The sequence below is a fragment of the Pseudomonas sp. BF-B-30 genome (genome assembly GCF_019956305.1).
Lineage (GTDB): Bacteria > Pseudomonadota > Gammaproteobacteria > Pseudomonadales > Pseudomonadaceae > Aquipseudomonas > Aquipseudomonas jessenii.
Genome location: NZ_JAHBDG010000047.1, coordinates 12,184 through 34,880, shown reverse-complemented (window position 1 = coordinate 34,880; position 22,697 = coordinate 12,184). Strand labels below are relative to the sequence as shown.

Annotated in this window: 20 protein-coding genes; 14 read left to right on the top strand and 6 right to left on the bottom strand. The window is 61.3% G+C overall.

Annotated features, from left to right (window positions below; all coding sequences use genetic code 11):
* Positions 1 to 567: 567 nt before the first annotated feature.
* Positions 568 to 1,977 carry a PLP-dependent aminotransferase family protein gene (locus KGB29_RS22420; RefSeq protein ID WP_150815162.1) on the bottom strand — a complete coding sequence of 470 codons (1,410 nt, stop codon included), beginning with the start codon at positions 1,975 to 1,977 and terminating at the stop codon, positions 568 to 570.
* A gap of 148 nt (positions 1,978 to 2,125) precedes the next feature.
* Here KGB29_RS22420 and KGB29_RS22415 point away from each other — a divergent pair, with 148 nt between their 5' ends.
* The 10 genes from KGB29_RS22415 to KGB29_RS22370 all read left to right on the top strand — a co-directional run bounded on the left by KGB29_RS22415 (position 2,126) and on the right by KGB29_RS22370 (position 11,438).
* Positions 2,126 to 3,226, top strand: coding sequence for an MFS transporter (locus KGB29_RS22415; protein WP_154947920.1), 1,101 nt, complete (start codon positions 2,126 to 2,128; stop codon positions 3,224 to 3,226).
* Between the two features lie 42 nt (positions 3,227 to 3,268).
* On the top strand, positions 3,269 to 4,549 hold the full coding sequence (locus KGB29_RS22410) for a biotin carboxylase (RefSeq protein ID WP_154947919.1): 1,281 nt from the start codon (positions 3,269 to 3,271) through the stop codon (positions 4,547 to 4,549).
* A gap of 48 nt (positions 4,550 to 4,597) precedes the next feature.
* Positions 4,598 to 5,092: a RidA family protein gene (locus KGB29_RS22405; protein WP_102669141.1), complete on the top strand. Its 495-nt coding sequence runs from the start codon at positions 4,598 to 4,600 to the stop codon at positions 5,090 to 5,092.
* 83 nt (positions 5,093 to 5,175) lie between these two features.
* Positions 5,176 to 5,661, top strand: coding sequence for a cupin domain-containing protein (locus KGB29_RS22400; protein WP_154861634.1), 486 nt, complete (start codon positions 5,176 to 5,178; stop codon positions 5,659 to 5,661).
* 237 nt (positions 5,662 to 5,898) lie between these two features.
* The gene (gene yfcF / locus KGB29_RS22395) at positions 5,899 to 6,543 is read left to right on the top strand and encodes a glutathione transferase (protein WP_154947918.1); all 645 of its coding nucleotides are present in this window, start codon (positions 5,899 to 5,901) and stop codon (positions 6,541 to 6,543) included.
* Between the two features lie 28 nt (positions 6,544 to 6,571).
* A complete protein-coding gene (locus KGB29_RS22390) occupies positions 6,572 to 7,912 on the top strand; it encodes a KamA family radical SAM protein (RefSeq protein ID WP_154947917.1) in 1,341 nt (446 codons plus the stop codon).
* Between the two features lie 31 nt (positions 7,913 to 7,943).
* Positions 7,944 to 8,819 carry a branched-chain amino acid aminotransferase gene (locus KGB29_RS22385; protein ID WP_154861638.1) on the top strand — a complete coding sequence of 292 codons (876 nt, stop codon included), beginning with the start codon at positions 7,944 to 7,946 and terminating at the stop codon, positions 8,817 to 8,819.
* An 18-nt stretch (positions 8,820 to 8,837) separates the two neighbouring features.
* Complete coding sequence (locus KGB29_RS22380) at positions 8,838 to 9,596, top strand: TauD/TfdA family dioxygenase (RefSeq protein WP_102669145.1); 759 nt, start codon at positions 8,838 to 8,840, stop codon at positions 9,594 to 9,596.
* Between the two features lie 67 nt (positions 9,597 to 9,663).
* The gene (locus tag KGB29_RS22375; protein ID WP_154861639.1) at positions 9,664 to 10,623 is read left to right on the top strand and encodes a diiron oxygenase; all 960 of its coding nucleotides are present in this window, start codon (positions 9,664 to 9,666) and stop codon (positions 10,621 to 10,623) included.
* Positions 10,624 to 10,637: 14 nt separating this feature from the next.
* A complete protein-coding gene (locus KGB29_RS22370) occupies positions 10,638 to 11,438 on the top strand; it encodes an N-acyl homoserine lactonase family protein (protein WP_154861641.1) in 801 nt (266 codons plus the stop codon).
* Between the two features lie 650 nt (positions 11,439 to 12,088).
* Here the strand turns inward: KGB29_RS22370 and KGB29_RS22365 are convergent.
* The 4 genes from KGB29_RS22365 to KGB29_RS22350 all read right to left on the bottom strand — a co-directional run bounded on the left by KGB29_RS22365 (position 12,089) and on the right by KGB29_RS22350 (position 17,003).
* The gene (locus tag KGB29_RS22365; protein ID WP_154947344.1) at positions 12,089 to 13,519 is read right to left on the bottom strand and encodes a PLP-dependent aminotransferase family protein; all 1,431 of its coding nucleotides are present in this window, start codon (positions 13,517 to 13,519) and stop codon (positions 12,089 to 12,091) included.
* A gap of 218 nt (positions 13,520 to 13,737) precedes the next feature.
* A complete protein-coding gene (locus tag KGB29_RS22360) occupies positions 13,738 to 14,442 on the bottom strand; it encodes a hypothetical protein (RefSeq protein WP_150815026.1) in 705 nt (234 codons plus the stop codon).
* 324 nt (positions 14,443 to 14,766) lie between these two features.
* Positions 14,767 to 16,287, bottom strand: a complete 1,521-nt coding sequence (locus KGB29_RS22355; RefSeq protein WP_154947345.1) for a sensor histidine kinase — start codon at positions 16,285 to 16,287, stop codon at positions 14,767 to 14,769.
* Positions 16,284 to 17,003, bottom strand: coding sequence for a response regulator transcription factor (locus KGB29_RS22350; RefSeq protein WP_154947346.1), 720 nt, complete (start codon positions 17,001 to 17,003; stop codon positions 16,284 to 16,286). Before KGB29_RS22350 ends, KGB29_RS22355 begins: the two co-directional genes overlap by 4 nt.
* A gap of 299 nt (positions 17,004 to 17,302) precedes the next feature.
* Between KGB29_RS22350 and msrB the strand changes: the two genes are divergently transcribed.
* From msrB to msrA, 3 genes are read left to right on the top strand one after another with little or no spacing between them, the layout of a single operon-like run.
* Entirely contained in the window at positions 17,303 to 17,821 is a 519-nt protein-coding gene (gene msrB, locus KGB29_RS22345; RefSeq protein WP_150815022.1) for a peptide-methionine (R)-S-oxide reductase MsrB, read from the top strand.
* 34 nt (positions 17,822 to 17,855) lie between these two features.
* On the top strand, positions 17,856 to 19,631 hold the full coding sequence (locus KGB29_RS22340) for a cytochrome c biogenesis protein DipZ (RefSeq protein ID WP_150815021.1): 1,776 nt from the start codon (positions 17,856 to 17,858) through the stop codon (positions 19,629 to 19,631).
* 30 nt (positions 19,632 to 19,661) lie between these two features.
* Positions 19,662 to 20,369 carry a peptide-methionine (S)-S-oxide reductase MsrA gene (msrA, locus tag KGB29_RS22335; protein WP_154947347.1) on the top strand — a complete coding sequence of 236 codons (708 nt, stop codon included), beginning with the start codon at positions 19,662 to 19,664 and terminating at the stop codon, positions 20,367 to 20,369.
* A 46-nt stretch (positions 20,370 to 20,415) separates the two neighbouring features.
* Here msrA and KGB29_RS22330 read toward each other — a convergent pair whose 3' ends face one another.
* Positions 20,416 to 21,321 (bottom strand): LysR family transcriptional regulator, encoded by a 906-nt coding sequence (locus tag KGB29_RS22330; protein WP_154861652.1) that lies wholly within the window; start codon positions 21,319 to 21,321, stop codon positions 20,416 to 20,418.
* Between the two features lie 102 nt (positions 21,322 to 21,423).
* Here KGB29_RS22330 and KGB29_RS22325 point away from each other — a divergent pair, with 102 nt between their 5' ends.
* Positions 21,424 to 22,599, top strand: a complete 1,176-nt coding sequence (locus KGB29_RS22325) for an aspartate aminotransferase family protein (protein ID WP_150815019.1) — start codon at positions 21,424 to 21,426, stop codon at positions 22,597 to 22,599.
* The last annotated feature ends 98 nt before the right edge of the window (positions 22,600 to 22,697 follow it).

Genomic DNA, 22,697 nt, shown 5'->3' with positions numbered 1-22,697 from the left:
GCGGCTACTCATCGAGGGCCGAGCGTTGTTAGCGCAACGCTCACTACGAGCCCGGATACATTAGCGCAAGCCAGCTTTACCGAAAACAGCCCATGGGGTTGCAGGAGATGGGCTGACCATACATTTTGTTGGGGCAATTCTGGTGGGCCGTGCTGCCACCAGTTTTAAGTACGACGCTGGCCCCCTGTGGGAGCGGGCTTGCTCGCGAAGGCGGTGTGTCAGGCAATATTGATGCTGGATGTGACGGCCTCTTCGCGAGCAAGCCCGCTCCCACATTGGACTAGCGTCATCGCTGATATCGAGCACGACGCTGACCCCTGTGGGAGCGGGCTTGCTCGCGAAGGCGGTGTGTCAGGCAATATTGATGCTGGATGTGACGGCCTCTTCGCGAGCAAGCCTGCTCCCACATTGGACTAACGTCATCGCTGATATCGAGTACGACGCGGACCCCTGTGGGAGCGAGCTTGCTCGCGATGGCGGCGTGTCAGGCAACATCAATTTTGAATGTGACGGCCTCATCGCGAGGAAGCTCGCTCCCACAAGGTCGGTGGTCGTCGGTTACTTGCTTTATTTTTCAAGCAACCGGAAAAACCGCTCGCGCACTTGCAAGCTATCGCTGTGCGCCACATTGAAGCGCAGGAACTGGCTGGCATCCGGCCCTTTGCTCAGCAAGGTGCCCGGCGCCAATACCATATTGTTCTCCAGCCCCTGGCGAGCCAGGTTTTCGGCATGCAGGCCGTCCGGCAACCGCGCCCATATAAACACCCCTTCTCCGGGAAGCGAGGAAAGCGAACACCCAGCCTCCGCCAACCAACTGGCCACACGACTGTTCGATTCATACAGCCGATCCACCGTGCGCCGCGCATGCTTGGCATAGCTGCCGTCGCTGAGCATGGTGCAGGTGATCTGCTCCGCCAGTTCCGATGTAACCCCGCCGCAGGCCATTTTCAACGCGACCATCCGCGCCGCCAATTGTGGCGAGAGAACGGTGTAGCTGACCCGGCTGTTGGCGGTCAGGGTCTTGGAGAAGCCGGAGACATAACTCACGTTGTCCAGCCCGCTGGCGGCCAGGCGCGGGGTGCGGCGTTGCTGGATGTCGCAGTACAGGTCGTCTTCGACAATGTGGAAGCCATGGCGGTGGCTCAGTTCCAGCAAGCGGTAAACCTGGGCCGGGGTAAACGAGTGGCCGGTGGGGTTATGCAGCGTGCTGTTGGTCATGTACAGCACGGGTTTGTGGGCGATCAGCAGTTGCTCGAAGGCGTCGAGGTCCATGCCGTCGCAATCCCGTGCGATGGTGATGACCTTGGCCCCGTGCAGCGCCAGATTGGCGTGCATGTTGAAGTAGCAGGGGTCGTCGAGCAGTACGGTGTCGCCGGGTTTGACCAGCAGGCGCATCAGCAGGTCGATGGCCTGCATGGTGTTGGCGGTGGTGATGATCTGGTCCACCGGCGCTTCGATGCCGAAGGTCGCCAGTTTCACCCGCAGGGCCTGGCGCAACGGCAAGTAACCGCCGGCCACGCCGTACTCACCCATGCGCAACGACGTTGCTCGCAGGGTACTGCGCACGGCTTTCTGCAATTCTTCGGCGGGTAGCCACGAGGTCGGCAGAAAACCGCAGCCGGGGCGCAGCGCGCCGTTGTCCAGCAGCAAGGCGCGACGAATCACGCTGAGGGTGTCCTGGGGTTGCAGGTCCGGGCCGGTGCCGCTTTTCAGCGCCGCTTCGGAGCGATGCACGTAATGCCCGGAGCCCTGGCGCGACACCACCAGCCCTTTGGCCCGCATGCGGTCCAGTGCATCGACCACCGTGGACTTGCCCACGTTCATCAAGTCGGAGAGTTCGCGAATCGGCGGCAGCTTGGCGCCGTGGGGCAGGCCCCCGGTGCTGATGGCATGCGTCAGCTGATCGACGATCTGCTGCACCAGCGGCGCACCGGGCTGGAATTCAATGGCGGCAATGACTGCACGTTGAACCTGCATTTTACTGGTCTCTCCGGCAGTAAAGTTCGTTGGATTCTATACGAACTTGCCCTGATCAGGACAAGCCTCTCTCTCTACCATGCCCTTACAGACTTTTCTGAATGTCAGCCTTTGTCGGCGGGCGTTCACCCGGTTCCTGAGGTGCTGCATGAGTGTCGAAACAACGGTCGCGGTGGCTAAACCGGTCATTAACCTGCGGTTATTCACGATCCGGATCATCACCGCCGTCTCGCTGTTCGCGGTACTGGGCAAGGCCAACGTCTGGCTCGACACGGCCACCAACAGCATCCTGGCCCTTGGATATCGCGCCTTGTTGCTGCTGTTGCCCCTGACTTTACTGGTACTTGGCCGTCGTTCCCTGAGCGTCACGCTGCTGTGTGCCGGCCTTGGCCTGGTACTGCTGGCGTTGACCAGCAATCAAGGCATGGTGATGTTTGCTGCCGCGTTGTTTGCCTACGGCATTGCCATTGCCGGTTACCTGATCAAGAGCGAAGCGGCCCAGACCAAGGAAGGCGCGGCCTACAACCGCGTAGCCATGAACATGGGCAGCCTGGTGGCCGGTTTGATCCTGCTGTCGCCGCTTCTCACGCCGACGATGTTTTTCCTCGGCGCGGCGGCGTTCGTGTTGCTGTGCCTGCCGATCGCCCTCGGCGCGACCTTCACCACCGAGCCGGTGGTAGCCCGCCCGGCCACTCAGGTCGGCAGCAACTGGGGCAATAAACTGCCCTGGGTGATCGCCGGGATCATCATGGGCATCAAGCTGTTCGGGGTGTTCTCGATCCTGCCACAGGCAATCCTGCTCAAGACCGGCGAGTTGCCGGCCTGGTACGGCTTGATGCTGATCCTCAACAGCGCCGTGGTGGTCTTCGCCCAAGTGCCGGTGATGAAGCTGATCGAGCGCACCGGGCGCTACAAGGTTGTGGCGGTGATCGGGATCATCGTCGGCGGTTTTGCGGTGCTGTCTTCGCCTGCCGCGTTCCAGGTCGAAACCCTCGCCGGGGCGCTGGTCTGGGTGGCGCTGCTGTCCATTGCCGAATGCGCCTTCAGCTACCTCGATTACTTCTCCGTCAAACAGAACAACATGTTCGTCAAGGAAGTGTCCCTGGGCGTCGGGGCCGGGCTGACCGTGTTGATCATGCGTGTGGTGCCGGCGCCGTACAACGCGCTGGTGCTGGCCGCCATCGGTGCCGCAGGGATCCTGGCCTGGTACTGGCTCAACCGTAAATCCAATGCGTCGTTGCATGACTGAGTCATCGCCGTTGCGGTTTTCACTTTGCAGGTCAGGGGCATTATGAATACGACTTCATGTGTAGTAGTGGTCGGTTACAACGGCAATCGGGTTCACGACATCCAGAAACTGCGCGAGCTGTGCAAGTCGCTCTACAACGCCAGGCTCATCCTGCTGGTCGAGCAAATTCAACCCCATGACGACCAGGTGGCCGATCACGTCTGCAGCACTTCGCTGGCGGAAGAAGATGTGTCGGCATCCCTTGAACTGGTGGTGGGGTGCCTGAATGCCGACAGCTGGAAGCTGATCGGCGTACTTCCGTTCTCCGATCGCGGCGTGCTGCTCGGTGCAGCGCTGGCCACTCACTTCGGCCTGCCGGGCATTACCCTGGAAGAAGCGGGGGCGGGCCTGGACAAGCAGATCTTCCGTCGGCTCGAAGCGGCGGCCAGCACCTCCCCCGGAGAATACCGGCCGGTGTTTTCCACGCGGGTCGAAAACCTGTCGGAACTGCGCCAGCGCGTCGTCGAACTGGGCGGCAAGGCCTTCATCAAACCGGCCTGCGAAGGTGCGAGCCGGGGCTGTCGCGTCATCCATCACCCTTCGGAATGCGATGACGCCTGGCTGGCCCTGAAGCCTTACCGCGAAGGCGGCATCGTCCTTGAAGCGCTGGTGCAGAACGCCCGTGAATACAGCTGGGACTGTGTGGCCGGCAGCACCTGGGTGACGGAAAAAACCACCACCGAAGGCGCCTACCGCGCCGAGATCCAGCAAGTGGTGCCTGCGCCGTTGTCGGTGGACGTGCAGGCGCGGCTGATGGCGGCTGGCCGGCACATGTCGGCGCTGGTCTCCCAGGACAACGGTGCCTGGCACAACGAAGTGTTCCTGCGCAGCGACAACCTGACCTCGGCCGTGGAAACCAACATGCGCCCCGGCGGCATGCACATCTGGGACCTGGCCAAACGCGCCTTCGTCAATTTCGATCCGTGGGAACGCTGGGTGCGCTGGGCGGTGGAAGGCAAGACCGAACAGCATGAGCCAGTGGCCCGCGGCTACTGCGGCATTCGCCTGCTCAGGGCGCCGGCCGGCGGCATCCTGCGGGCGACGCCCGACATCGCTACCGTGGCCCGTTCGCTGCGCATTGAACTGGTGGAAGGCCAGTACGTCAAGCGCATCGGTGACTCGGTCAGCGCGCAGGTCAAGGACAACTTCTCATTCATCGGCCACATCGTGTTGTTCAACGAACACTACGGGCAACTGAGCAACGACCTGTTGCGTCTGGCCGAGGTGATTGAGTCACGCATCGAGGTGACTTGCCTGGCACCGGTCACTCGCGCCGTGTGTTGAGCCAGCAAGCACCCGTTTTTTGCATTACTGATCAAGAGGGTTCGATCAATGATCCAGCACATGACCTGCGATGAACGCTTCATCGCCCTGGCCAAAGAGTTTGGTTATGACATTTACGGTGAAAACACCGCAGGCGGGCATTACGCGCCGTTGATCCGTCATCACGATGAGCTGTACATCAGCGGCCTGGTGCCACGCATGAACGGCAAGATCCATTACCCCGGCCGCGTCGGACTGGATCTCACCATGGCTGATGCGCAGGCGGCCGCCAGCATCAGTGCGATGCGTGGGCTGGCGTTGATCGTCGATGCCATTGGTTCGCTGGACAAGATCAAGTCACTGATCCGGGTAACGGTGTATGTGAGGTCCACGGCGGACTTTGTCGATTTGAGCGAAGTGGCCAACGGCGCCTCGGATGTGTTCAGCCATGTACTGGGCGATGCCGGCAAACATACGCGCACCACAGTCGGTGTTTATCAGTTACCCAAGAATGCCGCGATAGAAGTGGACATGATTGCCGCCTTGCGCCCATCGGTTGTGTAAGTTGTTTTCCGACTTTACAGCGCTGAATCCTTAACTTAAGGTTCGGCGCTAAAGTATGGGGAATAATAAGAAAGGATGTGCGAATGGATAACTTTCAAGGTGCATTTTTTTCATATAAGGACTTTCGTCAAAGCCTGCACCATCGAGCGCCAAGTCCCAAGGTATGGAAAGGCACCGAACTAGCGAGTATGCGTGAGGCCCTTGAAGCCAGCGACGTTGATATTGTCGCGTTGGCTCACGACAAGAGCATTGAAGGCTGTGAAGTTACGCCTGGCATGGCGATCGCCATGCAATGGCTGAACCCCGGTGTGACGCTCAACGGTCATGCCCATTCCTGGTGGCATCTGTTTGTCATCCAGTGCGGCAGCGGCGTGTTGACCCTCGGCGATGCCGACGGGGTCAACGTCAGTAATGGCGATGTGCTACTGGTGCCGGCGTGGACCAGACACGGCTTCGTCAACACCAGTAAACACGAGCCTCTGGCGATGCTGAACATGAGCAACATGCCACAAATGGCACTGCTTTCGAACTTTGCCGACAGCCATGGACTGATCACCACCCAGCCGTAATTTCCCAGCGCATCAGCCAAGGGAGCCAACTATCGTTGGCTCCTGTTTTTCAGACCTGCTGCCGGTATCGCCTTTTGCAGCGCTATTGCCGGGATTTTGGCTGCGTATCTGTCGGTGAAAAACAACTTTCTGTATCGATTGAATCAGGCAAATTCTGTATCTATTCAGCCTTCATCCAACTAACTACGATCACTTCCAATGCACGTTAATCCCTGCAGTCAGTGAATGGAGTGTTCTATGGATAACAGGAAGCTAAAACTGTATGTCGGCGCCGATCATATCAGCGCTTTTGCGATGTCGGCTTTTGTGGCGCTCAAGGAAAAGCAACTTTCATTTGAACTTGTTACTGTCGATCTAAAAGCACGCGAAAACTATCTGACGACTTATCGCAATCTTTCGCTGACCTGCAAGATTCCAACGCTGGTTCACGACGATTTTGCCTTGTCGGAATCATCGGCGATTGCCGAATACCTCGATGAACTCTCCCCGGGGCATAAAAAACTCTATCCGCAGGACATCCGCCAGCGCGCCCGTGCCCGTCAATTGCAGGCCTGGTTGCGCAGTGACTTGTTGGTGGTGCGCAAGGAGCGCCCGTTTGACCTGGTGTACTTCGGCAAGAAAAACACCGTGCTGTCCGACGAGGCCCAAGCCGCCGTCGAGCGCTTGTTCTTCGTCGCCGGGCATTTGCTGGAAGAGGGCGCCGAGCATCTGTTCGGTGACTGGAGCATTGCCGACACCGACCTGGCAATCATGCTCAACCGCCTGGTTGCCAACGGCGATCCGGTGCCGGCACGGCTCGCGGCATATGTGCGTCGCCAGTGGGATCGCGACAGCGTTCGGGCGTGGATGGACATAGAGCGCAAAGCGCCGGCCATCGCGTAACAACAGGGCAATCACCAGGAGCGCGGCCATGCAAGGACTGTCGGAGCACGAACGCTACAAACCCTATAACTCACGCACCATCCGCGACACACCGTACTGGCACAAGCTGACGCCGGCGTTGCAGGAGGCCATGACCGTGGTGGCCAGGGTCATGCCGTTTCGCACCAACGAATACGTGCTGGGCACGCTGATCGACTGGAGCAACATCCCCGACGATCCGGTTTTCCGCATGACTTTTCCCCACAAGGACATGTTGCTGGCGGAGGAATATGCCTCGCTCAAACAACTGATCGAGCAGGACGACAGCGCGGCGATCAAGCGTCGGATCGAGGCGATCTGGCGGCGCATGAACCCGCATCCGGCCGGGCAGTTGACCCACAACGGAGTCACCCTCAACGGCAAGGTCCTGCCGGGCATCCAGCACAAATACCGCGAGACCGTGCTGTTTTTCCCCGGTGCCGGTCAGACCTGTCACGCGTACTGCACCTTCTGTTTCCGCTGGGCGCAGTTCATCGGCGAGGAAGAACTCAAGTTCAACGCCCGTGAGTCCCAGGAGCTGGTCAGTTACCTGAGGGTGCACACCGAAGTGACCGACGTGCTGATTACCGGCGGCGACCCGATGATCATGAACACCCGCTCCCTGGCCGGTTACATCAAGCCGCTGCTGGATTTGCCACACCTGAAGAACATCCGCATCGGCACCAAGTCCGTGGCGTACTGGCCGCAGCGTTTTGTCAGCGACAAAGATGCACCTGAACTGCTGGAGCTGTTCCAGCGCATCGTCGCGGCGGGGAAAAACCTGTCGATCATGGGCCACTACAACCACCCGGTGGAGATCCGCCAGACCATCGCCCGCCAGGCCATCGAGCGTATTCGCTCGACGGGCGCGACGGTGCGCATGCAGGCGCCGGTGATCCGCCACGTCAACGAAAACCCCGCTGACTGGGCGGCGCTGTGGACCGAAGGGGTGCGGCTCGGGGCGGTGCCTTATTACATGTTCGTCGAGCGTGACACCGGGCCCAGCCACTACTTCGCGATGCCGCTGGCCCGGGCCTTCGAGATCTTCCAGGCGGCGTACCGCACGGTATCGGGGCTGGCGCGAACGGTGCGCGGGCCATCCATGAGCACCTTCTACGGCAAGGTGTTGATCAATGGCATCGAGACCGTCGCCGGGGAAAAGGTCTTCGTCTTGCAGTTCCTCCAGGCACGCAATCCGCAATGGGTGTTGCGCACGTTCTACGCGCGCTTCGATCCGCAAGTGACCTGGTTCGACGACTTGCAACCGGCCTTCGGCGAGCGTGCGTTCTTCTTTCAGACCGAGTTCACCGCCGTGCCGGAATTGATACCCGTGTTGCTGGAAACGGCGTAGGAAAATTCATGAACAATGGGGAGATATGGATATGAGCAGTATCCCGTTTGATCAGCGCGAGGGCGTTATCTGGCTCGACGGCGAGTTCGTCGAGTGGTCCCGGGCGCAGTTGCATGTGCTGACCCATGGCCTGCATTACGCGAGCACCGTGTATGAAGGCGAGCGGGTCTACAACGGCAGGATTTTCAAGCTGCGCGAACACAGCGAGCGCTTGTATCGCTCGGCGCAATGGATGGACTTTGCCATCCCCTATGAGATGGCTGAACTGGAAGCGGCGAGCCATGAACTGCTGCAACGCAACAAGGTTGTCGACGGCTACCTGCGCCCGGTGGCCTGGCGTGGCAGCGAGATGATCTCCACCTCGGCACGTTTCAACCGTGTGCATGTGGCCATCGCGTGCTGGCAGTGGCCGAGCTATTTCGACCCGGCGGCGCGCATGGCTGGTATCCGCTTGAAGACCGCGAGCTGGCGCCGCCCGCCACCGAGCAGCAGCCCGTTCGAGGCCAAGGCCTCCGGGCATTACCAGATAGCCACGCTGAGCAAGCACGACGCCGAGAACACGGGTTACCACGACGCGCTGATGCTCGACTGGCGCGGCCACGTTGCCGAGGCCACCAGCGCCAATGTGTTCTTCGTCAAAGGCCGGACGTTGCATACGCCGCTGCCGGATTGTTTCCTCAACGGCATCACCCGCCAGACCGTGATCGAACTGGCCAAAGCGCTGGACTACCAGGTGGTCGAACGCACGATTTTGCCTACAGAGCTTGGCAACTTCGATGAGTGTTTTCTCACCGGCACCGCCGCCGAAATCACCCCGGTGCAGAGCATCGATGAGCAGCATTATCGACCGGGTGACGCCTGCCGCGACTTCATCGCCGCTTACACCTCAACCGTCAACGCCGGATAACCCGCCAGGAATCTCACCATGTCAGACCAAGGGATTGTTGCGTCTCAACCTTGCATTTCGCTCGGCCATCGTCACGAAGAACTGTCGACGTTGGGCTGGACGGTGCTGATCCCGGACGAATTTGCCGATGATGTCGTAGGCACCTTGTGCGAGTTCGGTCGGATCATTCCGCAGTTCAACGGCCAGACGGCCTTTGCCATTACCCGCAAGCCGGGTTACGAAGACTTGCCATATTCCCAGAGCATGAACGGCATCGGCCCGCACACTGAAGCGCCTGTGTACGGGCCGCCGCCACGCTATCTGGCGTTGCATTGCCATAAACAGGCCAGGTGCGGAGGCGGGCACACCGGGTTGGTGGACGGTTATGAATTTCTCAAGTCCCTGGAGCGCAGCGAACCGCAACTGCGTGAGTGGCTGGATGACACACCGGTAGAATTTGTCGCCACCGCCAAACCGGGTGAACCGGGACAGCGGCGGGTCAAGGAATACATCCTCACGCCTACGGAAGACGGGGATATTTTCCGCTTCAGCTACAACCAGTTTCACTACGGCGACGTGAACCCGTCCAAGGAAGCGTTGCAGCAATCACTGGTGACCAACAACACCTCGCCGCTGGCCAGGTTTGCCGTGCTCGGCGAAGCGTACTTCGTCGAGCACAACGTTCCGGTGTTGATTCCCGACGGATGCCTGCTGATTTGGGACAACTGGCGGATGATTCACGCCCGCAGTCGTTACACTGACCCGGCGCGCAACCTGACCCGCTATTGGCTGGCCTGATTTTTCCGTCGCCCTACATTCTTTTGGCGTACCCCCTGGCGGGTACGCGCCTTACAGGTATCGCGTCATGCAAACAGCAATCGAGATCGCCCAGGTCGATCATCAACTGATCGTGCGGCTCAACCAGGCCTGGACCAAGCGCGCCACAGTGTGTTCGCCGGACAGGGGCCAGGCGGAAGAAGTTTTTGATCCCGCGCGGCCGGACTACCCGGAGTGCATGGTGCCGTTCTTCCATCATCCGAAATTCCAGGCCTTGAGCGACGAGCTCAAAAGCAGCGTGGTGACCTGGGGCTGGATCGGCTACAACCTGCGCACCGTCACCGCCGAAGAACACGTGGTCAACCCGGCACTCAGTGTCATCGCCAATCAGTACCTGGGCAAGGATGACTGGCATTTTCGCGAGGCCATGCAACAAACCCTGATCGACGAGCACTACCACACGCTGATGCACCTGCGCGCCATCGAACGGACCAAACTGGACCGGGCGCTGGATCAGGATCTGGACTTGCCACCCTCCGTCACTTACCTGCGCCTGAAAGCCCAGCGTGAAGCACTGCCCGAGCAATGGCAGCGGGATCTGGCGGCGATCACGTTTGCGGTGGTGGCCGAGATCAGCGTCAACGCCTATCTGGACTTGCTGGCGGACGACCAGACCATCCAGCCGCAGAACCGCCGGGTGGCCGAACTGCACAACCGCGACGAGTACGCCCACAGCAAGGTGCTGGCCGAAGTGGCGAAGGTCATGTACGCCAACATGCAGCCCACTCAACGGGAATTTTTCGCACGCAACTTGTCAGTGGCGCTGAGTGCTTTTATCGCTCAGGACTACTCCATGTGGGAGGCGATTCTGACGCAGCTCGGGGTCGAGGAGGCGGCGCTGATCATTGCCGACACCCGCGAGAGCAACAGGAATGCGACCATCATGCGTGACTACAGTGGCCTGCATAAATTGGCCCATGACCTGGGTATCAGCGACCAGATCGATTTCGACTTTCGTCCGACCCTCAAAACCACGGCGGTCGCCTGAACCCGGAGGTGCTTATGTCCACGCCTGTGTACGAAGTGTTCGCCATCCGTGTCGGTGCAAACGCCCAGCGCACCGCCAGGGAGAATTTTCTCTACGACGCCTGCTGCGGTGATCCGAATGCGCCGATGCCGCTGGACTACTACTTCTGGGTCATCCGCAATGAACAACAGGTGATCGTGGTCGACACCTGTTTCCAACCGTCCACGGCGCACAGGCGCAATCGTCAGATGTACCGCCTGCCGGAAGAATCCCTGCGGCAACTGGATATCGATCCGGCCCGGGTCGAGCACCTGATCCTTACCCATTTGCATTGGGATCATGCCGGCAACCTCGGGTTGTTCCCCAAGGCGACCGTGCATTTGCAGGACGCGGAGTTGCGTTTCTGCACCGGGCCGAAAATGGTCCATCGCACGGTGAACAAAACCTACGAAGTCGAGGACGTGATGTCGGCGTTGCCGCCGCTGTTCGAAGGGCGGATGCGTTTGCACAACGGTGTTGTCGAGGTCGTTCCGGGCGTGACCCTGCATCCGGTAGGCGGGCATACGCCCGGCAGTCAGGTCGTGCGGGTGAACACTGAGCGCGGCTGGATCGTGCTGGCCTCGGATGCCGCGCATTTGTGGATCAACATTCGTGAGCGCAGTCCGTTTCCGATTCTCGATGACCTGGCGCAAACCCTTGAAGCCTTCACTGAGATCGACCGTCTGGCCGACAGCGAAGACCATGTCATCCCCGGCCACGACCCGCTGATTGCCGAGCGTTTTCCGCACTGGAATGATGACCCGCATATCATTTGCCTGCACCTGAATCCGCTCTGAAGATCACCTACAACCCTGTGGGAGCGAGCTTGCTCGCGAAGACGGCGGCACATCCAGCAACGATGTGCCTGATACACCGCTTTCGCGAGCTAGCCCGCTCCCACATTTGGTCGCTGTCGTTCACCGATGTTGTGCCCACCGAAAGTCCCTTGTGGGAGCGGGCTTGCTCGCGAAGACGGCAGCACAGCCAGCGACGATGTGCCTGACACACCGCTTTCGCGAGCAAGCCCGCTCCCACATGTGGTCGCTGTCGTTCACCGATGTTGTGCCCACCGAAAGTCCCTTGTGGGAGCGGGCTTGCTCGCGAAGGCGGCAGCACAGCCAGCAACGATGTGCCTGACACACCGCTTTCGCGAGCAAGCCCGCTCCCACATGTGGTCGCTGTCGTTCACCAATGTTGTGCCCACCGAAAGTCCCTTGTGGGAGCGGGCTTGCTCGCGAAGGCGGCAGCACAGCCAGCAACGATGTGCCTGACACACCGCTTTCGCGAGCAAGCCCGCTCCCACATGTGGTCGCTGTCGTTCACCGATGTTGTGCCCACCGAAAGTCCCTTGTGGGAGCGGGCTTGCTCGCGAAGGCGGCAGCACAGCCAGCAACGATGTGCCTGACACACCGCTTTCGCGAGCAAGCCCGCTCCCACAGGTTCGTGTTCAACCTTGGTTTTTCAGGATTTGTCCCAACGTCGCCAAAGCCTCATCAATCCGCGGCGAATACGGCGCGCCACAGCCAATGCGCACAAAGTGATCGAAACGCCGGGCATTGGAAAAGATATCCCCAGGTGAAATCTGGATGCCGGCCTTCAACGCGTCGTGAAAAAACGTCATCGATGAATGCCGGCGAGGCAGTTCCACCCATAACAGCGTGCCGCCTTGCGGGTGGGTCACGCTGGTGCCGATGGGAAAATAGCGGGTGATCGCTGCGCTCATCTGCTCGCGTTGTACGGTCAGGGTTTTCCTCAACCGCCGCAGGTAACGTTCGTAGGACGGGGTCTTCATGAACGCACTGGCCGCCAGTTGCGATAACGCCTCGCACCCGCGCGACTGCGTATGCTTGAGCATCTCCACGCGGTCGTGCCATTTGCCGGCGCTGATCCAGCCAAGGCGCATGCCCGGTGCCAGGGTTTTGTTCAGCGAGGCGCAATAGATCACGTTGTCGGTGCTATCCCAATGTTTGAGCGTGGACAGCGGCTGCTCAGTGTCCACAAGGTCGCCGTAGGTGTCGTCCTCGATCAGCACGGTGTCGTGCTCGGCGCACAGTTTCACCAGCCGTGCCTTGTTGGCGTCGGGCATGATGCTGCCCAACGGGTTTTGCAGGTTGGGGATGACGATCAGCGCCTTGACCCGTTCGGGGCCTTGCAGCAGCCGTTGCAGGGCCTGCAGATTGAGCCCGGTATGGGCCGAGGCCGGGACTTCCAGTACGCGCAGGTTCAGGCTTTCGAGAATTTGCAGCAGACCGTAGAAGGTCGGCGACTCCACGGCCACGGTGTCGCCGGGGCGGGTGACCGCACGCAAGGCCAGATTGATCGCCTCGGTGGCGCCGTTGGTGATCACGATCCGCTCGGGGGCCAGGTGGGTCTTGCTGGCCAGTGCCCGCCGGGCCAGGATGTTGCGCAATGCGCTGTTGCCGCAGGCGCCGCCCGCGGTGCCGAGCAGGCAGGCGTCGTAGCGCAGCGCCTTGATCATGTTGTCTTGCAAGGTCTTCAGTGGGTAAAGCTGCGGCGCGCAGTAGGCGCTGGCGAAATTGACCTTGATCGTCGCGCGCTGACTGGCCTTGAGCACCGCGCAGACCTGTTCATGAATGCCGACATACGCGCGGGTATCCAGCGCTGGCGCCGAGGTCGTCGGGATGGGCCTGGGCACAGTGTCGGGCTGGCGAATGTAGTTGCCGGAGCGTGGCCGGGCTTCCAGCACGCCATAGTCTTCCAGCTCCCGGCACACCTGCACGGCGGTCGACAGGCTGACGGCGTGTTTTTCCATCATCAACCGAATCGAGGGCAGGCGTTCACCGGTTTTCAGGGTGCCGCTGCGGATAGCGTCCAGGTAGTGGTTGGCCAGTTGGCGATACAAGGGGGGCGTGTTCATGATGACCTCGGCAGTTGCACCACTGAGGTCTGGGCTGGAAAGTGAGTTGACGCTCCCCGCAGGCGGACCCGTGGTGCTCATGGGTGAAGGGAAGTGGTGTTCTGCGTCGATACTGGAAGAGTAATCGCGGTTTTGCCCGAATCACGGGCAATAAAAAGCCCCGCACTGATGGCGGGGCTCATGGGGCAGTCCCTGAGGACCTTGTGGCGAGGGGCGCCTTACTGCGCGGCGATGCTGTACCCGTCGAACGCGGTCTGCTGCTGCAGGGCGGTGATGATGTTCTTGCGGTTGACCGCTTGCTCGGCGCCGCTGTTGTCCAGGAACGTCTCGCTTTCCAGTTCCGCCTCTTCGCCTTCGCCAACGAAGGTGAAGCCGAGGAATTCGAGGGCTTCACGGTCGACGCTCAGGCGCGAGCGCGGGGTGCGCATCGGCAGGGTGACGCTGATGCCGTTCTTGCTGATGGTGAACACTTCGACTTCTTTCTTCGCCTTGGCGGCTTTGCTCTTGCCGCCGCTCGGGTTGCTGATGGCCTGGTGGGTCTGGTTCAGCACCTTCAGGGCCAGGCCGTAGACGATTTCCTGGAACGCCGGATCGTCCTTGAAGCTGGACAGGATGCGGCTGATCGGGAATTTGCCGCTCAGGTCTTCGAGGGCGGCGATATCGGCGGCCTCGGCGTCCTTGAGCTGCTTGAGCTGGCCCATCAGTTCGTAGGCTTTATCGTCATCGAAGCTGTCGTGGGCCTGGCGGATCGCGGCGCGCAGTTCGCGGATCTGGTCGCTTTCGCGGGTGGACTGGAACGCGTCCAGCACCATCTCGCTGATGGTCTTGGCCTGAGGCACGTGTTGTGAAAGATTGATGGAGTTTTCGTATTCCGCTTTGGACGACAAGGTGATAACGGTTTCAGCGGTATTGGAATCGGACATTGAAATTTCACTACTTCTTTGAACTTGAATAGGGGCGAAAAAGCCCGGGGGCTTTTTCAGGCCGACTAATCTATTGGACCGGGGCGGCGTTGTCACGGATCAACAGGCGGCCGGTCATGTTTTTGCTCCCCTGTAGGAGCGAGCCTGCTCGCGATGGACGTTAACGATAACGCGTTCATTCCGGGTGTACGCGGTGCCCTTGAGACCATCGCGAGCAAGCTCGCTCCCACAGTGGTTTGGGTTGTTCGCAGATCTTGCGTACACCCACTCACCCTGTGGGAGCGGGCTTGCCCGCGATGGGGCCCTGTCAGGCACCACAACTTTTCAGGCCTGCCGCGGGGTATTCAGGTTCATCGACCGCACCGCCAACGCAGTCGCCGTTTCCTCATCGATCGGCAGCGAAAACCGGAACGTCGCACCCCGCCCCGGCACATCGATCAACTGAATCTCGCGCCCGTGCAATTGCAGGATGCGATGCACGATCCGCAACCCCAACCCGCCATCACGGCGTGCGCCGCCGATATTGAACGGCCGCAGGAACAACCCTTCGCGCAGTTCCGGGGCGATGCCGGGGCCGGTATCGCTGACCGTGACTTCGATGAATGAGCCTTGCGGGCGCAGGCCCAGTTCGACCTCGCCACCGGCCGGGGTATGGCGCAGGGCGTTGTCGAACAGGTTGGTCAGCACACGCTCGATTAGCCCAAGGTCGGCGCAGGCCGCCGAGACGTTGGCGGCAAAAGTGGCCTTCAACTCGACTTGACGCGCTTCGGCGGTGAGTTCGAATTTCTGGAAGATGTCCTGGGCCAGGTCAGTCAGGGAAAAGCGTTCCAGCACCGGCTGTACGAAGCCATGTTCCAGCCGCACCAGTTCCAGCAGCGACTGCGCCAGACCACCCACCTTGCGGCTCTGGTCCAGCGCGATGCCCAGATAACGACGACGGTCGGCAGGGGACAGCGTGGCGTCCTTGAGCGACAGGGTTTCCAGATAACCGTGCAACGAGGCCAGCGGCGTGCGCAAGTCGTGGGAGATGTTCGCCACCAGTTCGCGGCGCTCCTGATCCTGGCGGGTCAACGAGCGCCATTGCTCGCCCAAGCGTGTCTGCATCTGTCTGAACGCCGCATCGAGTACGGCGATTTCATCGTGGCTCGCGGCTTTCTCCACCGCGACGGGCAGGGCCGGTGTGACCGGCACCCCATCGATGTCGAACTGGCTGACGGTTTCGGTCAAGCGGCGCAACGGCCGGGTGATCAGGGCAAATGCGGTGAGACCGGCAATCAGGCACAGCAACGCCACCAGCCCGATGGACAACAGCGCGGTGTTGAGCGCTGCACTGGTCGCACCGCGTTCGGCCAGGCGGTCGTGATCCTCGCCGAGCAACACCACATAGAGATAACCGGCCGGCTTGCCGTCGACCTTCAGCGGCGCAGCACTGAACACCTTGCGCGCATCGACGCTGCGCGGGTCGTCGCCGAGAATCGGCAGGGCATCGCCCCGCAACAGGCGCTCGATCGGCGCCAGGTCGATCCGCTCACGACGGATCCGGCCTTCGGGCGCGGCGCTGCCGACAATCTTGCCCTCGGTGTCCAGCAGGTACACCTCGACGCTCGGGTTGACCTGCATCAGCTTGCTGAACAGGTCACGCACGGCATTGGGCATCAGGCCCTGTGTGTCCATCAGCACCGTGTCACTGGCGATGTGCTGCGCCAGGTCCCGGGACAAGCCTTGCACCACTTCCTGCTCATGCATCTGGTTGGAGCGCACCTGCAACCACGCCGACGTGCCGCAGCACACCAGCAGCAGCACGGCGAACACCAGGGACAGGCGTTGCGTCAGGGTCAGCCTCATGGCCGTGGTTCCTCCCCTGTGGCGAATTTGTAGCCGCGCCCCCAGACCGTGAGGATGCGCACCGGTTGCGCCGGGTCGGCCTCGATCTTGGCACGCAGGCGGTTGATGTGGGTGTTGACCGTGTGCTCGTAGCCTTCGTGGCTGTAGCCCCACACGGCATTGAGCAGGTCCATGCGCGAAAACACCTTGCCGGGCTGGCGGGCGAAGAAATACAACAAGTCGAACTCCCGGGGCGTGAGGTCCAGGCGTCGTCCATCGAGGGACACTTCGCGGGTGATCGGGTCGATGGCCAGGCCGTCGGTGAGCAGGCTGCCGGCGTCCATCTTCAGGTTGCGCGCCATGGCATCGACCCGGCGCAGCAACGCCTTGACCCGGGCCACCAGTTCAAGCATGGAAAAGGGCTTGGCCAGGTAGTCGTCGGCACCCAGTTCGAGGCCGAGAATCCGGTGCACTTCGCTGGAGCGCGCACTGGTGATGATGATCGGCGTGTAGCGGGCCATGGCGCGGGCGCGGCGGCAGATTTCCAGGCCGTCGACACCGGGCAGCATCAGGTCGAGGATCAGTGCGTCCCAGTTGCCTTGCTGCAGCAGGCGCATGCCTTCATTGCCATCGGCGCTGTGCACCACCTCGAACTGCTCGTCGCGAAGATGCAGGCAGATCAGGTCGGCGATATGCATATCGTCCTCGACCACCAGGACGCGTTTGGTCTGTTCCATACAGCTCAATCCTTCGGCGCATTGTGCGTAATGCCACTCGGTCAAGGTGCAAAAACTGTGGGAGCGAGCTTGCTCGCGATGGCGCAATGTCAGTCAACGACGATGCTGACTGTGCAATCGTCATCGCGAGCAAGCTCGCTCCCACAGGAAATGCATTGTTCAAAATTGGCGTTATGCATTGTGCGGGTTTTTCGGCGCCCGAGTTATCACGAATTGTTTAACTTCCCGTGAGGATTTGGCGATCACCCAAAGCCTAGGCTGTGTTCTATGAAACACCCCTGGATTTTTTGGAGGCGAGCATGTTTTCACGACGGCAATTTCTTGTAGCGAGCGGCGGGCTGGGGGTGGCAGCCCTGGCGATCGGCCTGTTGCCGAAGTTTTCCACAGGCTCGGCCTTGATCAGTGAAGCCAGCGCAGCGGAGGTATTCGAAGTGACCCACAGCGACAGCGAATGGCACGCTCTTCTGAGCGATGAACAGTACGAAATCCTTCGCGAAGAGGGCACCGAGCGGGCCTACAGCAGCCCGCTGAACAACGAGCACCGCGATGGCACGTTCGTCTGTGCCGGTTGCGAGCTGCCGCTGTTTTCCTCGGCGACCAAATTCGACAGCCGCACCGGTTGGCCAAGTTTCTGGGCACCACTGGACAAGGCCGTGGCGACCCGCCAGGACCGTGCGTTCGGCATGGTCCGTGAAGAGGTTCATTGCCGGCGCTGTGGCGGGCATCTGGGGCATGTCTTCGACGATGGCCCGAAACCCACCGGCCTGCGTTACTGCATGAACGGCCTGGCGATGAAATTCGTGCCCATGACGGTGTGATTCCATTCCACTCACTTTTTTGCAGGTAATCGCCATGTGGCTGCTGGTCCTCGCTTATCTCGGTGGTGTGCTGACGATTGTCAGCCCGTGCATTCTGCCGGTGTTGCCATTTGTCTTCGCCCGCACCGGGCAACCCTTCGTCAAAAGCGGTTTGCCGCTGCTGGTGGGCATGGCGCTGACCTTCGCGCTGGTCGCCACGTTGGCGGCGGTGGGCGGTGGCTGGGTGGTGCAACTCAATCAGTACGGGCGCTGGCTGGCGCTGGTGTTCGTGGCGTTGTTCGGTCTGACGCTGTTGCTGCCGCAACTGGCCGAGCGTCTGACCCGGCCACTGGTGGCGGCGGGCAGTCGTTTGTCGGAGGCGGCGGGTGCCGATGCACGGCCACGTCCCGGTGCTTCGCTCCTGATCGGCGTGGCCACCGGCTTGCTGTGGGCGCCGTGCGCCGGGCCGGTCCTGGGCCTGCTGCTGACCGGTGCGGCGCTGCAAGGCGCCAGCATTCAAACCACCTTTTTGCTGCTGGCGTACGCCGCCGGTGCCGCCACTTCCCTCGCGCTGGCCTTGTTGCTGGGCGGCAAAGTCTTCATCGCGATGAAGCATTCGATTGGCGCGGGCGAATGGCTGCGTCGCGGCCTTGGTGCGGCGATGCTGGCCGGTGTGGCAGCGATTGCCCTGGGTCTGGATACGGGGATTCTGGCGCGGTTTTCCACGGCGTCGACCGGTGGTATCGAGCAAGCGCTGGTGGAGAAACTGTCCGGCAAGTTACCGCGTAACAGCGGGGCGATGATGGCGCAAAACTCGACCTCCGCCGGCGCGGTGCAAGTGGCTGACAAAACCCCGGGCACCTTGCCGGTCGAAGGCAACCTGCCGTCACTGGAGGGCGCCGTGCAATGGCTCAACTCGCCACCCCTCGATGCCCAGGCCTTGAAAGGCAAGGTCGTGCTGGTGGATTTCTGGACTTACTCCTGCATCAACTGCCTGCGCTCGCTGCCCTATGTGAAAGCCTGGGCCGAGAAGTATCGCGATCAAGGCCTGGTGGTGATCGGCGTGCATGCGCCGGAGTTTGCCTTCGAACGCGATGTCAGCAACGTCACCAAGGCCATGAAAGACCTGGGCATCAACTACCCGGTGGCCATCGATAACGAGTTCAAGATCTGGCGCGCCTTCAACAACGAGTACTGGCCGGCGCATTACTTTGCCGACGCCCAGGGACGCATTCGTTATCACCATTTCGGCGAAGGCGCGTACGCCGAATCGGAGCGGGTCATCCAGCAATTGCTGCGCGAGGCGGGGGCGGCCAAGGTCGCCGACGGGCTGATCAGTGCCAAGGCCGATGGCGTGCAAATGGCCCCGGACAAGGACGCCGTGCAGTCGCCGGAAACCTATGTCGGCTACCAGCGCGCTGAGCATTTCGTGCCCGAAACCGCGCTGGTACCGGACAAGGTTGCGGCCTACAACCCGCCGACGCAACTGGCCCTTAACGACTGGAGCCTGGGCGGCCAGTGGCATGTCGGCCCGGAGCGGGCCACCGCTAGCGCCCCGGCCAGCCGCATCGTCTATCGCTTCCACGCCCGTGATTTGCATTTGGTGCTCGGCCCTGGCGCCGATGGCAAACCGGTGCGTTTCAAGGTGCTGATCGACGGCAAGGCCCCCGGCGATGCCCATGGCATGGACGTGGCACCCGATGGCAGCGGCACCGTGACGGACCAGCGTTTGTATCAACTGGTGCGCCAGAGCGGTGGCGTAACCGACCGGACCTTCAGTATCGAGTTTCTTGATCCGGGTGCGTCGGCTTACGCCTTCACTTTCGGCTGATAACTGTTCAACGCTTCAGGAGTTCGCCCCATGAAAACACTCTTTACCTGGCGCCGTACCCTGCTGGGGCTGGCGGCTGCCGGCATCATCAGCCAATGCTCGGCCTTCTCTTTCGGCGGTGCCGAAAAGGCGGTCATCCTTCCACCGCCGGCCCTTGATGAAACCACCCAGGCCCGCAGCGAAACCGCGGTGTTCGCCGGCGGCTGCTTCTGGGGCGTCCAGGGGGTGTTCCAGCATGTCAAAGGCGTGAAGAACGCCGTCTCCGGCTACGCGGGCGGGGCGGCCAATACCGCGCAATACGAGCGCGTCAGCAACGGCAATACCGGCCATGCGGAGTCGGTCGAAGTCGCGTTCGATCCAGCCCAGGTCAGCTATGGCACCTTGCTGCAGATCTACTTTTCCGTGGCGCACAACCCGACCGAACTCAACCGCCAGGGCCCGGACAGCGGCACCCAGTACCGCTCGGCGATCTTTACCAAAAACGCTGAGCAGCAGCGGGTCGCACAGGCCTATATCACCCAGCTCGATGCCGCGCATGTCTTCGACAAACCGATCGTGACCAAGCTTGAAACCTTCAACGGTTTCTACCCGGCGGAGGAGGAGCATCAGGATTTCCTGACCGAGCATCCGACCTATCCATACATCGTGATCAACGATTTGCCAAAAGTGGCGCAGTTGAAGCAGTTGTACCCGGATCGTTATCAGGAACAGCCGGTGTTGGTGAAGGCGGGGATGTAGTGAATGGGGAATCGACGACCCTGGCACTGAATCGTCGGTCAGCGGATCAGTGCTTGCCCCACAGCTGCATGGCGAATTCGACGAAACGGCGCAACTTCGGCAAACGGTGGCGATCCTGGGCATAGACCAGGTGCATCGGCCGGCTGGGCGGACAGTAATCGGGCATCAAGGCCAACAGCTTTCCGTCCTTGAGGTCCTGCTCGACCAAGGCGTCGGGCATCATCACGATGCCCATGCCGGTGCGCGCCGCTTGATGCAGTCCGGCGGAACTGTTGATCAGCATCGGCCCGCCGACCCCCACGCTGACTTCGCCATCGGGACCGGCCAGGCGCCATTCCTTTTGCACCGATTGCCAGTCATCTCCGGCCGGATAGGCAAAGGACAGGCAGTCGTGATGGCGCAAGTCTTCAGGTGTTTGCGGAGTGCCGCGACGGGCCAGGTAGTCCGGTGACGCACACATGGTCAGGGTGTAGTCGATCAGCGGGCGGGCGATCAGGTTGGAGGGCTCCAGCGCCCCGAGGCGAAACGCTACATCGAGGCCGTTTTCCAGCAGATCCGGGCGTCGGTTGGTCAGCACCACGTCGAGTTTCACCCGCGGGTTTTGCCGGCTGAACTCACTCAATGCCGGGGCCAGGCGCTCGGTCCCGAAGGTCAGGGGCGCGGTGATGCGCAAGGTGCCGCTCGGTTCGTCCAGAGCCTGCTCGGCCAGTCGCTCGGAATCGGCCACCAACCCCAGCACCTCCAGGCAGCGCTGGTAATACGCGGCGCCGAACTCGGTCAGCCGCTGGCGCCGCGTCGTGCGGTTGAGCAGGCGCACACCCAGCCGTTGCTCCAGGGCCTTGAGGTGATTGCCAACCATGGTCGTGGACATTTCACACTGCAAGGCGGCGGCGGTCATGCTGCCGGTCTCCACCACTTTCACGTAGACGGTCATTGCCTGGAATAAATCCATTATCAAGCTCTGCTTTTAAATGATTGAAGTTTTACGGTGTTTATCCAGCTCTGGTGGCTAACCATACTGCAAAAACACCGACCCTTGCTGGAGCTTGATGTCATGACCGCCGCCTGCCTGATGAGCACTTACCAACCCCTGGCCTTGAGTTTCAACAAGGGCCTGGGCACTCGCCTGTGGGATCAGGCCGGTCGCGAATACCTGGATGCGGTCGCCGGTGTGGCGGTGACCAACGTCGGCCACTCCCATCCGAAAATCGTTGCCGCCATTACCGAGCAGGCCGGGTTGCTGCTGCACACCTCCAACCTCTACAGCATCGACTGGCAGCAACGGCTGGCGCAGAAACTGACGCAGCTGGCGGGCATGGACCGGGCGTTTTTCAACAACTCCGGGGCCGAAGCCAACGAAACCGCACTGAAAATCGCCCGGCTGCATGGCTGGCACAAGGGCATCGAGCAGCCGCTGGTGGTGGTCATGGAGAATGCGTTCCATGGCCGCACCCTAGGCACCTTGTCTGCCAGCGATGGCCCGGCGGTGCGCCTGGGTTTCAACAAGCTGCCGGGGGATTTCGTCAAAGTGCCGTTCGGCGACCTCGGCGCGCTGGACAAGGTGCAACAGGCCTTTGGCTCGCGGATCGTGGCGATCCTGATGGAGCCGATCCAGGGCGAAAGCGGCGTGCAACTGGCGCCGCCGGGTTATCTCAAGGCCGTGCGGGAACTGTGCAACCGGCGCTCATGGCTGATGATGCTCGATGAGATCCAGACCGGCATCGGCCGCACCGGCCAGTGGTTCGCGTTCCAGCACGAAGGCATCGTCCCGGACGTCATGACCCTGGCCAAAGGCCTGGGCAACGGCGTGCCCATCGGCGCTTGCCTGGCCCGTGGCAAGGCGGCCGAACTCTTCACGCCGGGCAGCCACGGCAGCACGTTCGGCGGTAATCCGCTGGCCTGCCGAGTCGGATGCACCGTGCTGGATATCGTTGAAGAACAAGGGCTGCTGGAAAACGCCCGGCGTCAGGGGGCGCGCCTGCTCGAAAGATTGCGCACAGAACTGGCGGGCAACCCGAACGTCTCGCAAATACGCGGCCAGGGCCTGATGATCGGCATCGAACTCAAGCAACCGATCCGCGACCTGAGCCTGATCGCCGCCCGGGATCAAGGCTTGCTGATCAATGTCACGCGGGGGAAAACCATTCGCCTGCTGCCGCCGCTGACCCTTGATGAGCGGGAGGTGGAGATGATTGTCAGGGGGGTGAGTGGTGTGGTGAAGGTGGCTTGAAATACGCTCCCTGGGCACCGCAATACCTGTGGGAGCGAGCTTGCTCGCGATAGCGATGGGTCAGTCACCATTGATGTCGAATGTGTTGCCGTCATCGC

Bases quoted from the DNA above. Each gene is read 5' to 3' on its own strand.
- KGB29_RS22340 (WP_150815021.1), top strand. From the start codon at position 17,856: ATGTGGCTGCTGGTCCTCGCTTATCTCGGTGGTGTGCTGACGATTGTC.
- KGB29_RS22375 (WP_154861639.1), top strand. From the start codon at position 9,664: ATGCAAACAGCAATCGAGATCGCCCAGGTCGATCATCAACTGATCGTG.
- KGB29_RS22365 (WP_154947344.1), bottom strand. From the start codon at position 13,519: ATGAACACGCCCCCCTTGTATCGCCAACTGGCCAACCACTACCTGGAC.
- msrB (WP_150815022.1), top strand. From the start codon at position 17,303: ATGTTTTCACGACGGCAATTTCTTGTAGCGAGCGGCGGGCTGGGGGTG.
- yfcF (WP_154947918.1), top strand. From the start codon at position 5,899: ATGGATAACAGGAAGCTAAAACTGTATGTCGGCGCCGATCATATCAGC.
- KGB29_RS22410 (WP_154947919.1), top strand. From the start codon at position 3,269: ATGAATACGACTTCATGTGTAGTAGTGGTCGGTTACAACGGCAATCGG.
- KGB29_RS22415 (WP_154947920.1), top strand. From the start codon at position 2,126: ATGAGTGTCGAAACAACGGTCGCGGTGGCTAAACCGGTCATTAACCTG.
- KGB29_RS22390 (WP_154947917.1), top strand. From the start codon at position 6,572: ATGCAAGGACTGTCGGAGCACGAACGCTACAAACCCTATAACTCACGC.
- KGB29_RS22350 (WP_154947346.1), bottom strand. From the start codon at position 17,003: ATGGAACAGACCAAACGCGTCCTGGTGGTCGAGGACGATATGCATATC.
- KGB29_RS22400 (WP_154861634.1), top strand. From the start codon at position 5,176: ATGGATAACTTTCAAGGTGCATTTTTTTCATATAAGGACTTTCGTCAA.
- KGB29_RS22380 (WP_102669145.1), top strand. From the start codon at position 8,838: ATGTCAGACCAAGGGATTGTTGCGTCTCAACCTTGCATTTCGCTCGGC.
- KGB29_RS22330 (WP_154861652.1), bottom strand. From the start codon at position 21,321: ATGGATTTATTCCAGGCAATGACCGTCTACGTGAAAGTGGTGGAGACC.
- msrA (WP_154947347.1), top strand. From the start codon at position 19,662: ATGAAAACACTCTTTACCTGGCGCCGTACCCTGCTGGGGCTGGCGGCT.
- KGB29_RS22325 (WP_150815019.1), top strand. From the start codon at position 21,424: ATGACCGCCGCCTGCCTGATGAGCACTTACCAACCCCTGGCCTTGAGT.
- KGB29_RS22405 (WP_102669141.1), top strand. From the start codon at position 4,598: ATGATCCAGCACATGACCTGCGATGAACGCTTCATCGCCCTGGCCAAA.
- KGB29_RS22420 (WP_150815162.1), bottom strand. From the start codon at position 1,977: ATGCAGGTTCAACGTGCAGTCATTGCCGCCATTGAATTCCAGCCCGGT.
- KGB29_RS22385 (WP_154861638.1), top strand. From the start codon at position 7,944: ATGAGCAGTATCCCGTTTGATCAGCGCGAGGGCGTTATCTGGCTCGAC.
- KGB29_RS22360 (WP_150815026.1), bottom strand. From the start codon at position 14,442: ATGTCCGATTCCAATACCGCTGAAACCGTTATCACCTTGTCGTCCAAA.
- KGB29_RS22355 (WP_154947345.1), bottom strand. From the start codon at position 16,287: ATGAGGCTGACCCTGACGCAACGCCTGTCCCTGGTGTTCGCCGTGCTG.
- KGB29_RS22370 (WP_154861641.1), top strand. From the start codon at position 10,638: ATGTCCACGCCTGTGTACGAAGTGTTCGCCATCCGTGTCGGTGCAAAC.